This is a genomic window from Streptomyces sp. NPDC051561, from assembly GCF_044454195.1.
GTDB lineage: Bacteria > Actinomycetota > Actinomycetes > Streptomycetales > Streptomycetaceae > Streptomyces.
Genome location: NZ_JBITDM010000030.1, coordinates 29305 through 41005 on the forward strand (window position 1 = coordinate 29305; position 11701 = coordinate 41005).

10 protein-coding genes are annotated in these 11701 nt (G+C 67.9%); 5 read left to right on the forward strand and 5 right to left on the reverse strand.

Annotated features, from left to right (window positions below; genetic code table 11):
- Positions 1-9 precede the first annotated feature (9 nt).
- Positions 10-240 carry a hypothetical protein gene (locus ACIA73_RS37600; RefSeq protein ID WP_399443473.1) on the forward strand — a complete coding sequence of 77 codons (231 nt, stop codon included), beginning with the start codon at positions 10-12 and terminating at the stop codon, positions 238-240.
- Positions 241-527: 287 nt separating this feature from the next.
- Here the strand turns inward: ACIA73_RS37600 and ACIA73_RS37605 are convergent, their stop codons facing one another.
- Positions 528-1721: an NAD(P)-binding domain-containing protein gene (locus ACIA73_RS37605; RefSeq protein ID WP_399443474.1), complete on the reverse strand. Its 1194-nt coding sequence runs from the start codon at positions 1719-1721 to the stop codon at positions 528-530.
- Positions 1722-1822: 101 nt separating this feature from the next.
- Positions 1823-2440 (reverse strand): hypothetical protein, encoded by a 618-nt coding sequence (locus tag ACIA73_RS37610; protein ID WP_399443475.1) that lies wholly within the window; start codon positions 2438-2440, stop codon positions 1823-1825.
- Between the two features lie 634 nt (positions 2441-3074).
- Between ACIA73_RS37610 and ACIA73_RS37615 the strand changes: the two genes are divergently transcribed.
- Complete coding sequence (locus ACIA73_RS37615; RefSeq protein WP_399443476.1) at positions 3075-3491, forward strand: hypothetical protein; 417 nt, start codon at positions 3075-3077, stop codon at positions 3489-3491.
- A 675-nt stretch (positions 3492-4166) separates the two neighbouring features.
- Here ACIA73_RS37615 and ACIA73_RS37620 read toward each other — a convergent pair.
- Positions 4167-6239 carry a reprolysin-like metallopeptidase gene (locus tag ACIA73_RS37620; RefSeq protein WP_399443477.1) on the reverse strand — a complete coding sequence of 691 codons (2073 nt, stop codon included), beginning with the start codon at positions 6237-6239 and terminating at the stop codon, positions 4167-4169.
- A gap of 861 nt (positions 6240-7100) precedes the next feature.
- The gene (gene nhaA / locus ACIA73_RS37625; protein ID WP_399443478.1) at positions 7101-8399 is read right to left on the reverse strand and encodes a Na+/H+ antiporter NhaA; all 1299 of its coding nucleotides are present in this window, start codon (positions 8397-8399) and stop codon (positions 7101-7103) included.
- 451 nt (positions 8400-8850) lie between these two features.
- On the opposite strand from nhaA, the gene ACIA73_RS37630 reads away from it, so the two are divergent.
- The gene (locus ACIA73_RS37630) at positions 8851-9090 is read left to right on the forward strand and encodes a hypothetical protein (RefSeq protein WP_399443479.1); all 240 of its coding nucleotides are present in this window, start codon (positions 8851-8853) and stop codon (positions 9088-9090) included.
- A 420-nt stretch (positions 9091-9510) separates the two neighbouring features.
- Here the strand turns inward: ACIA73_RS37630 and ACIA73_RS37635 are convergent, their stop codons facing one another.
- Entirely contained in the window at positions 9511-9915 is a 405-nt protein-coding gene (locus ACIA73_RS37635; RefSeq protein WP_399443480.1) for a hypothetical protein, read from the reverse strand.
- 474 nt (positions 9916-10389) lie between these two features.
- Here ACIA73_RS37635 and ACIA73_RS37640 point away from each other — a divergent pair, with 474 nt between their 5' ends.
- Positions 10390-10629 carry a hypothetical protein gene (locus ACIA73_RS37640; RefSeq protein WP_399443481.1) on the forward strand — a complete coding sequence of 80 codons (240 nt, stop codon included), beginning with the start codon at positions 10390-10392 and terminating at the stop codon, positions 10627-10629.
- Positions 10630-10786: 157 nt separating this feature from the next.
- Positions 10787-11661, forward strand: a protein-coding gene (locus ACIA73_RS37645) for an IS5 family transposase (RefSeq protein WP_399443482.1) whose coding sequence is annotated in 2 segments (ribosomal slippage) — positions 10787-11177 and positions 11177-11661 — 876 coding nt in all. Because the reading frame shifts where the segments join, the coding sequence is not laid out codon by codon here.
- Positions 11662-11701: the final 40 nt, after the last annotated feature.

Below are 11701 nucleotides of genomic sequence, written 5' to 3' on the forward strand. Positions count from 1 at the left end.
AGTTTCGGCATGGAGAGTCACGATGGGAGTGGTTGGGAGGAGGCCGTACTCGACGGCGGCCCCGCGCACGGCATGCGAATCCGGGTCACTGATCGGCCGGCCGTACTACAAGTCACCTACCCGGTGTTGGTGGACGCCCCCACGGAGGGAGTGAGCGTGCAGGCACACCACGTCTACCGGAAAGACCTGTACGTCAAGACGGAGCCGCTGCGTTACGGATTCGACGAGGCCAGCCCCTGAAGACTGCACGTGGCCCCGGCGGTTCTCGTGGGAACCGCCGGGGCGGAGCGTACCTGCCGATACTCCTACCGGGCGAGGCATCCGACGAGGAGGCCACCTGCTTGCCATCGTCGCCTTGATCGCCCAGTCCGGCGACCCAATGGGTCACATCTCCAGGTCCCGTGTCGGCCACGCTGTTCGCACGTAGGCGAATCAGCTGACCAGAGCAGAAGGCCCTTGTTTCCAGCCTTCACGAGGCTGGAAGCAAGGCACTCCAGTTGTTCCGGTGAACGCCGTCTGTCGATGCGTCAGTTGTTGTGAGCAGCTACTGACGCAGTCACGCGCGGCGACGCGAAGGACGTTCCGCATACAAAGCGCAGGACAGGTCCGAAGGCCCCGGCGGCAGGAAGCCCGGTGAAGTAGAGACCCGGCACCGACGAACTCAACCCCCTGTCCAGCCTCGGAAACCCTGCGTCCCGAACGAGCCGGGCACGCAGCTCGGGCGAGAGGAACCCGAGCGCCTCCAGGTGCACCCGGTAGCCGGTCGCGGCCAGGACGTGATCGGCCTCGACCGTGTGGGTCCCGCCGTCGGGAGAGCGGGTGGTCAGGCACACCCGGGAGCCCGCCAGTTCGGCACCCTGAATCCTGCGCGCCGCATGCACTGGGATTCGTCCCGCGACGCGGTCCTTGAGCCACCATGCGCCGCACGGGCCGAGGACCCGCCGAACGAGATGGAGTCGGGTGTTCGACGGCAAGTGGCGGAAGGTTCCCGCGCCGTGCACTCTGCCGTAGAGAGACCAGGACCGGCCGACCGGAGTGTCCGGCTGCCAGTGCGGTGCCTGCGTGGGCGCCGCACCGAACTTGACCTCGGGAGCCCGCGCGAGCAGTCGCACGTCGGCGCCGGCTTCCTGGAGCAGTGCCGCACTTTCCAGCGCGGACTGCCCCGCTCCGACGACGACGACCTCGCGGCCCCGGTATCGGGTGAGGTCGGTGTGCTGTGAGCTGTGCGAGATGGGGCCGAGGTGGGACGGACCGTCGGCGACGGCCATGGAGAGTGCTGCGGGCAGGTGCACGAATCCGGTGAGGCCGCTGGCCACCACCACGGCGTTCGCCCGTAGTTCCTCGCCGGAGGAGAGTTTGAGGCGGAAGCCGTCCAGCTGCCGGTCGACGCTGGCGACCCGGACGTCGTCCACGTCGGGTACCAGCTGTTCCTGGAACCAGAGGCCGTAGCGGACGAAGAGCTCGATCGGGACCTGCTCGATCTCGTTCAGGCTGCGCTCGCCGCAGGTGCGAAGGTAGTCCTGCAGGGTGTAACCGGGCTGGGCGGCCGAGATCACCGACGCGCTCGGCGGCGACTTCAGCAGCATCCCGGCGGGCATGTTCTGAGACCAGCTCGCCATCGGCGAGCCGAACACCCTCACGCTCAGACCGCGCGCCCGCAAGTGCGCGGCCGTGGACAGGCCGTACGGGCCCGCTCCGATGACAACAGCGTTGATGGACATAGTGGTTCCCCCTGCCGCGGTCCTCTGCCTGAGGCCGCGGTACGAAATGGGCGCAGACATGGGCACACGGAAGCCGCGCAGGGCGGTCCGGGACGAATGCCTCAGACAGCGGCGCGCGGCAAAGCGAAGGGGAGACCTCGGCGTATCAACGCGTCGGCCAGGAGCGCACTCGGTGCCGGCGGCCTGTCCCAACGTACGAATCGAGGGCGAGCCACCACAGGCTCGCTCGTCGCCACCGGACGGAGTGGCTGCACGAGCCGGTGCACATACTCCCGCAACAGCTCGAACTCGTTGCCCGCAGCGCTGATCACGCGGGCGACGCCTCGGTCGACCGCGTGCAGTGGCCATGCCGTGAGCAGCGTGGCCACCATGTACATCAGGAGCAGCGACTTGGCGTCGTGCAATGCACTCGCGGCACTGTCGTCGGCGGCATACATGAACCAGGCTGCGAGGACGGCCTGCGCCGTCGCAGCCGCGGCCAACTGCTTTTTCAGTGAGGTTGGTTCACTGCCGCGCACCAGCGCGCAACCGAAGAGCGCCAGCATGGCGAGCCCACGGGTCATCCACGAAGGTGCGTCGTCGAAGACCACATGATGCGCGGCGACGGCGAACGCCGTACCGATGACCGCGAAGAGCCCCGCCCGTACGACGCTCAGCGGAAGCGCGTCTGCCAGTCGGCAGACGCGGCACATGCGGGGCACACCGATCGAGGCAGCCATCGCCTCCTCATGATGAGGGCTGTCCTCCTTGCTGTCACGACCGCATGGGGTCCGGAAGAGAGCCCACCTGAAGCAGGGGCATCGGAGGTGAACTTGGCTCCATCGCGCCCCACCGGGAGGAGATGCCACACCAGTCCGGAGCCGAAGTGAGCTCGGTGTCGACCCGTCGTGCCCCGCCTGTTCCCGCCGGTCCGGGCAGTTGGTGGCACGGCCCAGGTGGACGCGAGGACCTGTGCGTCGACAAGTGCGAGGTTTCCGCGGCCACCGGACTGCACTGGCGTGTCCTGAGAGGGTGCGTGCCTGAACTGGGCACGGTCTCAAAGCTGGTCGGCCCCGCCCGCACGAGTTGGGCCAGCCGCGATCTCCGTGTGTGTCCTCTGGCCCTGCGACGCAGGAGTGCTGAAACACAGGGCCTCGTATGGAAACATCCCTTCCCTCCTCGGCGTTGACGGTCTTCGTTGCCGAGGAGGGGAAGGTGTTCGGGCCTGAAGCTGTTCCACGCGACGACGAGCGGCGTGAGCGAGGCCATGTTGCGTCCGGCTGAGGTTGAGGCGGATGTACAGAGTCTCGTTGAGGCGCATATGGAGACGATGCTGGGCGTCAGGTTCCTGGTGAGCGAGTTCAGCACGGGGCGGTGCACGGGGGACGGATCGACTCGCTCGGGCTCGACGGGCTCGACGAGAACGGGGCGCCCGTGATCGTGGAGTACAAGCGGGCCACCGATGCGGGCGTCATCCACCAGGGGCTCTTCTACCTGTCGTGGTTGATGGACCACCAGGACGCCTTCCGGCGGCTGGTCCGAGACCGGCTCGGGGCGGGCGCAGCCTCGCAGGTGCTGTGCGGAGCGCCCCGGCTGATCTGCGTGGTTGACGACCTTACCCGCTACGACGTGCACGCCGTGTGCGAGCACCGGCGCAGCATCGACCTCGTCCGGTACCACTCCGAGTACTTCGCGCTGGAGACGGTGGTCTCCGTGACCGGCCGCATCGCGGTACCGAAGCCGCGTCGCCGAGAGGGCGCACACCCCCGCCGAGGCTGGGGCGGTCGCTGAGCTGGCGCAGGCGGTCGACGAGGTGCTGCTCGGCCGGGATGAGGGCCTGACGCGCGCCCAGCGCAAGCGGTACGCCGCACCTCCCAGCTCAACACCTGGGCCAGATCCGGGGCATGGGGGTCTCCCCGTACCACCGACGCGACAGCTATGACGCCGTTTCGAGTACCGCCGTTGAGGAATCCAGCAGTAGCGGCGTGTGGCACCGCTGGACAAATAGAGATGGGGAGCCTCCCACGTGAAAAGAGGCTCCCCATTTCCTTTCCGTGGGTTGTTCAAGTCCACGGCTCCAAGCATCCATAGGCTGTCATACCGCTCTCGCTCCCGCGTGACGACCAGGGGCGCCAATGAAGAATTCACTCTTCTGGGTATGGATCACCTGATCTGCCCCGGGCCGAATAGGGGCACTGCGTTGCGGCAGCGGTGGCGACAAGAAGGCTCTTCTTCGCAGGTTGCTTACCACTCGATGCGCTTTCCGTGTTGGCGACGCCCCAATTGGGCTCTGGTGCCTCTTGCGTGAAGGTGAGCCACTCAAGCCATCGGACACGGTCCGATTCGATACAGATCAGGCGTGTAGCCAGTTGTCACGGTCGGGAACGACGCACGCCCGCGGACGTGCGGGAGCGCGGTCCGCGACCGGTGAGCCGGTCGCGGACCGCGAAGGGGTTGTGTCCCGGTTCAGTTCAGCGGTGCGAAGCGTGCGGTGAGGGTGTGGTCGGTGTTGTCGTGGAAGGACACGGCCGTTTCGCCGCGGGTCCCGTCGACGTCTCCGCCGTACACGTGCTCGTCCAGGAGCCAGCCGGTGAACTTGTAGCCACGGTCGGGGGTTGCGGTGACAGTCACGGTGTCACCTTGTGCGTACGGTCCCGTGTCGGCCTGGATGACCTTGCCCGATCCGCCGGTTACCTGGATGTTGAGGTCGTACTCATTGCGGTCGAACTTGGCGCGCAGCTGCAGGTTCTCGTCGTCCGGCGAGAGCTCGATGGTGTCGTCGTCACCTGCGAACGAGCCGTTGAGCGTCCAGCCGCTGAAGGACCAGCCGGGAGCGGGTACCGCGTCGTAGAGCTCGGTGCTGCTGGCGGGTGCACCACGCTTGGCCGGGACCTTCTTCACGGTGCCGCCGCGGGTTGCGGAGGTGGTGACCGTGGGATTCGGGGTCGTGCCCTTGCGGAAGACTGCGGTGAGCCGCTGGTCGGAGGTGACGGCCACGTTGAGGGCGTTGTCGGCGGTGCCGACCTTGCGGCCGTTCAGCGTCCAGTTCGAGAAGACGTAACCGGAGGCGGGTTTCGCCGTGAACCGTGCGGTGCTGTTCTTCGGGTACGGGCCGGTCTCGGCCGGGGTCACCGTGCCGGCTCCGGTGGGCGACACCGAGGTGCTGACCGCGCACAGGGTGTCGCTCGATTTGGTGTTGCGGTAGCTGGCGATGGCTTTGGAGGTGGTGTTGAAGATCTGGGCGGTATCGGCCTCGTCGGGCCGGCCGAGCGGGATACCGAGGGCCTGGCCGCGGTAGGTCAGTCGCGGGTTGGAGAACTGGTTGATGCGCCCGCACCGGCCCTTGGCGGTCTTACGGCAGCCGGACTCGTAGGCCATCATCGTGGCGAAGTCGCCGTTGCGCGGGAAGTAGCCGTTGGCGCCGTACGGCGGCGGCTGGTTGGGCTCGGTGGTGCGGTCGTGCGCGGAGCCGAGGTTGTGGCCGATCTCGTGGCCGAGGGAGAAGTTCTTCAACGCGGCGTGCGCCACCACGTTGTAGCCGTAGTTGGCCGTCTTCTGCGAGGGGGCCTTGGGCGAGTAGCCGAGGCCGCCCGCGGCCCGGCCGCCGGCGATCACCGAGACGAGGTCGGCGCCGTACCGGTCGCGGTAGGTCATCATCTCGTCGAGGAGATTGTCGCGGGGGGTGGCGAGTGCCTTGATGAGGTCCTGGGTGACGCCGTCGCGCGCCGCGGGAACGTTGCTGACCGGAGGGATGTTTACCAGCCGCAGCCGGGCGTCGACCTTGCTGTCGGCCAGGCCGTCGTTGGCCAGGGCCACCGCCCGGGTGATGTCGGCACGCATCTGGGTCACGCCGCCGGCCTCGGCCAGCGCCTTAGGGGTGTAGCCCACGATGAGGTCAATGAGGGTGGTCTTGCTGCCCTGCGGGCAAGCCTTGTCCGGGGCCACCGGGGCGGACCGCAGCATGGGGATCGGCGTCGCGGCCGGCGGCATGCTCATGGACGCCGACTCGTCCTCGTCGCCCAGTGGGGTGACCTGGGTGATCGACACCCGGTTGGGGCCGTTGGACTCGATGGCGTAACTGTCGCCACCCAGCATGAACTGGGCCGTCACGTGCTCATTGCCCGGCTTGCCGTCGCAGGCGTTCTGGGCCGTGGCCACCACATGCTGGCCGGTCGCCCCCACGACGTCGGCCGTCAGGATGACGATGTCACCGACCACGTTGCGGGACTGCTCGACAACCTGGACGTTCACGTCGTCGAAGAGCGCGAAGCCGTACTCGCGTTCGGATGGGCCCGCGCACAGGGCGGCCAGGGCTGCAGGGTTGATCATGGCGTTGCGCTGGCGTACCGCCTCAGTGCCGCCGCCGTTACTCCCTGAGGGTGACTCCTGGGCCGGTGAGGCGGTGGACAGCAGGGCCCCGGGCCCGGCGAACACCGTGGCCGGGGGGCGGGGAGGCGCGGGCGGTGCGGAGAATCCGGCAGAGCCCAGAGCCATCGCACCCAGTGCGATCCCTCCGACCCATTGTTTGCTTCGCTTCATGCGACGGCTGCTTCCTTTTGCGGGGAACGGAACAGGAGAGCAGTTCCCCATTCAGACACCTCTGTCACAGAACGTGTTTGCCGATCGCCCAACCGTGTGAGGGGCGAGCGGGGCCAAAGTCTGCGGCAGAAGACGAAGCGTTAGTCGGAGACGATTGTGTTGAGGTCGTTCGCACGATCGCCGGCGAAGGGCAGCCGGTAAGGCGGGCCTACGGCTGCTTGGCCATGCCGGTCAGGAGTGGACGAGAGGGGGAGTTTGCCGCGAACCTGGTGGCTGGCTCCGTTGGGCAAAGTCCGCTTGGCGCGCGCGTCGTTGGCGTTGCACGCGTAGACGGTCTGCTTGCCGTCTGGCTCGGTCGGGAACTCCAAGTCATTGGTTTTGGTGCGGAAGGACTTCACGGTGCCGGCCGGTCGGTGTACGACTCGACGTTGTCCTCGGCCGTGAGACCAAGTACGCCCAGCGCGGCAAGACCGTGAAGATCATCGGCCTCAACGACCCCAGCGCCCGCCTCCAGGGCACACTCACCGGCAGGCTCACCAATGTGCACTGACCCTCTGCGAAGCCGCACGGGTGGTCCGCCCCGCTCAGGCCGAAGACACCGAACACAGACCGGCTTCGCGTGGGCGGATTCTCCCTGCGCTCCGCGAACCTGCGCCGTCTGCCCACTGGCCGTACCGACCTCGTCCCCTGGTACCACCACCCTTGTGACAGCGCAGCCGGGCGGACCCGACCGCCCGGGGCCGGGGCTCTCTCGCCGTCCTCACTGCGGTGCGAACCCTGGCGACGTGTGGACTCTCCGTGCGACAGGTCTGCGGCTTCCCGGTGGTGGCGAACGCGTATGCGTCTACGGCGGATTCCGGGTCACTGCTCTGGGGAACCGGTTCGCTGGTAGATGTCGGGGACGCCGTCCTCGTCGTCGTCACGGTTCTCCTCCTCGTACAGGCGGCGGTAGATTCCGTTGCGGCGCCTGAGGAGAAGTGCGGCAAGCGCGACGGCCACGAGGGAGCCGACCAGAACCGCGGTTTTGATGTGTTCGGCCGCAGCGGGGTCGGGGAAGGCGAGCTCGCCGATCAACAGGGCGACCGTGAAGCCGATGCCGGCGAGTACGGCCAGCGCGAAGACATCCGCCCATGCCAGGTCCGGATTGAGCCGAGCCCGGGTGAAGCGGGCGGCGAGATAGGTGCCGATGAAGATCCCCAGAGTCTTGCCGACCACCAGCCCCAGCACCACGCCGAGCGGTTCCGGCCGGGTGAACACCTCGCCCAGCGATGCGGCCGAGACGCCCACCCCAGCGGCGAAGAGGGCGAACAGCGGCACCGCGACGCCCGCCGAGACCGGGTGCAGCAGATGCGAGGTGCGTTCCGCGGGGGAGGCTTTCTCGCCCTTGTCGCGCGTGGTGCGCAGGATCAGCCCGATGGCGACGCCGGCGACGGTGGCGTGGACTCCGCCGTTGTACATCAGCGCCCAGATGACGACGCCGAGCGGTACGTACCACCACCAACCGCGCACGCGGAAACGCTGCAGCAGGTAGAGGACGAACAGCCCAGCGAACGCCCCGACGAGCGCTGCGAAGTTCAGATCGTGGGTGAAGAAGACCGCGATGATGAGGATCGCACCCAGGTCGTCGACGACGGCCAGAGTGAGCAGGAACGCGCGCAGCGCGGCCGGGAGATGGGTGCTGAGGACCGCGAGTACGGCGAGGGCGAAGGCGATGTCCGTGGCCATCGGCACGGCCCAGCCCTCAAGGCTTCCGCCGCCGACCGAGGCCGTGGCGACGTACAGCGCAGCCGGCACCGCCATTCCGCAGAGCGCGGCGATGACCGGCAGGGCCGCCGTAGCGGGAGTGCGCAGTTCACCGACGACGAGTTCGCGTTTCAGCTCGGTTCCCGCGACGAGGAAGAAGAGGGTGAGCAGGCCGTCGGAGGCCCAGTGGCCCACAGTGAGGTCGAGGCCGAGCGCAGGTATGCCGAAGGAGAATTCGCGTATCGCCTCGTAGGCGCCGCTCCAGGGCGTGTTCGCCCACACCAGCGCGACGACGGCGGCCGCGAGTAGCACCAGCCCGCCCGTCGTTTCCGTCCGCAAGGCCCTGGCCACCGCGTTGCGCTCCGGCAGGGGCAGTATGCCGAGGAAGGGAGGACGTTCACGGGAGGCGGCAACCATGAGGAAGTCCTCTGCTTGGGTCGGCTTCAGGGCACAGCTGCCCTCGGACGCCGACCAGACTTCCCGGCACACCGCGCGTCAGTGGGGCCGCCCTGGGCGGGCCCTTGACGCGTTCCTTACACCCTATGCGTCGTGCGGGCATGCCGCCAGATCGTGCTTCACCTGCCGAAACGCGGCCTGGGGCACAGCGAAAGGGGCCGTGGACCCCGACGGTACGCGGTGCCCCCGGCCCTTTTTCGGGAGACGCCATGCGTCGCTGCCACGGCCCTCTACCTGCTCCTCGTCCGGGCCTGCTGGGCGAGCGTGGCGATCGTCGTCACGCTCGGCCTCGCACTCGCCCCCTGTGTACCGAACACCGCCACGGATCTGCTTCTCGCCGGACGGGGCGAGGAATACGCCGTCCAGGTCGGGCTCCGTCGCCGCGGACGTCGTCTCGGCTTGCCGTTACTGCATGGTCACGTGCCCCGACGGAGTTCCGCTCGCCCACCGAATCTGGCGCGGTTGCACGGAGGGAGTCGGCCCCGGCGACTTCATCACCGTTGTCCACGGTCCCGCAGGCGACCTCCCGCCACGCGGCCTGGACCTCGCTGCCTCTCTCCTCGCGTTCGCAGCGGCCGCGTTCCTCGCAGTGATCCGCTCCTACCGAGGTACGGAGACGATCGTCGGCCGTTCGCCGGCCGAGCACGGCTGAAGCGCGGTCCGCGGCTCGGAGAGAAGGCCCTTTGTTCTCCACATCCGTGGCAGCCCTCGGGTCAGCGATCGGTCAGGGCGGGCAGCTCACACTGCATGAAGGCGGAGAAATTGCGCATCCTCGTCCAGACAGCGGCCGACTGCGACGCTCCCGACCATCATGCCCAACATGGGGTTCTGGCGGCCTGTCAAAATGGCCCACACGCCGCATCGGATGCGGTAGTGATCGCTGCGGCCTTCAGGGATGGGAACGTGCTCGACCGGCCAACAGGATTTCGGGCCTTGACCGTGCCGGAGGAGGTCGCGAGCCGCTGGCACAAGTCCCCGGCGGGGCTGGTGAAGAGAGGTGCCATTATGCCCAGAGCCCCTGCCGCCCGGTGCATTCAACATTCTGCAACCGGGCAGCAGGTCGGTGCTGTTCCTATACGGCGCCGCCGTCCTCGACGGCATCCGGAATGACCGCCTCTACGTCCTTGGTCACAGTGGTGGCAGAGAACTCTCGGGAGCCGGACCAGGAAGCTGTGGCCCGCACTGGGATGGGTGCCTCCGCGGAGCCGGCCACCTCCACCTCGCAGGCGAAGGAACCGTCTCCCGTGCGGGTGTGCGAGGTGCAGGTGCGGGTGGTCTGGTCGCTGAACTGCACCTTCACGGAAACAGCCGCGCCAGCGATGCCGGGCGTGGCCGCCTCACTGACATCCTTGAGGAATCCGGTGAGGTCGACCCGTCCGTCCAGGACCTGCCACTCTGCCCGGAACTCGCGGAACGAGGAGCTGCGGACCTCGCCCAGCGGGCCCGGGGCGAGGGCGCGGAACTCGTCACCGGGCACAAGTACCTCCGCGGACAGGGGTGCGGCGGAGGCCGGGAGAACGAACGCGCCGCAGGGAAGGGCGGCCGAAGCCAGAACGAGTGGCAGAACACGCCTAAAGGTTGAGCCGCGGAAACGCACGATGGCCTCATTTCGGTGGGGGCCCCGAGCGGACCCTGGGCGCTACATGCATTGCCCCCACCTCCCGCCACCAGCACATCAACGTGCGGCATTTCGTCACGATGGCCGCACGGCGGGCTCGGTGAGTGCCTCACCGCTTGCTGTATCTCAGGGCGTGCGGTGTGGTGTGCAGCGCGCTGGTACCGGGAAGAGCCTGTGTCCCGGCCCGAACGAACGGCCTGTTCCGTCCGGGTGACGAGAAGAAGTCCTCTGGGGGAGGCGATCCGATCGCGTGGGTCCTGCGGCTATGCGCTACATGACTCGGCTCCGCTCACCCGTGAGGGTAGCGACGCGCTAATCGGCAAGAGGGCCGAGGTGACCCAGGAAATCAGCGCGGTGCCAGCGCTGTCGCTCGACGCGGCCACGGCTGCTGATGAGGTCGCCAAGCAGGTCGCAGCCGTGGTGAACGACGCGAAGGCCGAGGCGGAAGCGGCCAGCACCCCCAGGTCTCGGGCCGGGGACGGACGTCCGGCGATGGAGCACCGCCGGTCTCGTGAACGAAAGTTCCCGGACACCGTGGAGTTGTCTCACGCATCGAATGAGGCGAATTCATGACCACCGTCCCCACGGGCCGCATTGCCCGGCCGCGGCATGCAGGCTGCGCCAGGCACTCCAACCCCTGGAGTGCCTGGACACGTTGGGCCACCTCCGGCTGGTACTGGTGCTAGGGCGTGTATCAAAAGTGGATCTTGAGGTGGCATGATCTTGCTTTGTGGCACGTGGAGATCTGACGGATGCGCAGTGGGTCCGCCTGGAGGCACTGTTGCCCCAGGGCAAGAAGCCGGGGAGACCGCCGATATGGACCAGGCGGCAGCTGATCGACGGCATACGGTTCCGTACCCGCACCGGCGTCCCGTGGCGGGATGTACCGGAGCGGTATGGGCCCTGGGCACGGTCGTACGATCTGTTCCGGCGTTGGCAGCGGGACGGCACCTGGCAGCGGATCTTCAGCGAGCTGCAGGCCCAGGCCGATACGAAGGACCTCATCACCTGGGACCTCAACATCGACTCCACCGTGTGCCGGGCCCATCAGCACGCCGCCGGAGCGCGGAAAAGGGGGACCTTCAGGTCGAGCCGCCCGGCGGTATCACCGTCGAGCCGGACGACCACGCCCTCGGACGCTCGCGCGGCGGCCTGACCACCAAGATTCACCTGGCCGTCGAGCAGGGCCAGAAGCCGATGTCTCTCGTGATCACCGCCGGGCAGCGAGGTGACTCCCCGCAGTTCGAACCCGTCCTGAAGAAGGTCCGTGTTGCTCGCCCGGGTGCCGGACGGCCGCGGACCCGGCCCAGCCGAGTCCGTGCCGACAAGGCTTACGCCTCCCGCAAGAACCGCGCCTACCTGCGACGACGCGGAATCCGGTGCACCATCCCGGACAAGGCCGACCAGGCGGCCCACCGCAAGAAGCGCGGCTCTCGCGGTGGCCGGCCGCCCAAGTTCGACGCCGAGGACTACAAGGCCCGGCACGCGGTCGAGTGTGGGATCAACCGCCTCAAAAGACACCGTGCCGTGGCCACGAGATACGACAAACTCGCAGTCCGCTACGAGGCGACCGTCCTCGTCGCGGCCATCAACAAGTGGCTGTGACCAGCACATTCGATACACGCCCTAGTGCGGACGCGCCGGT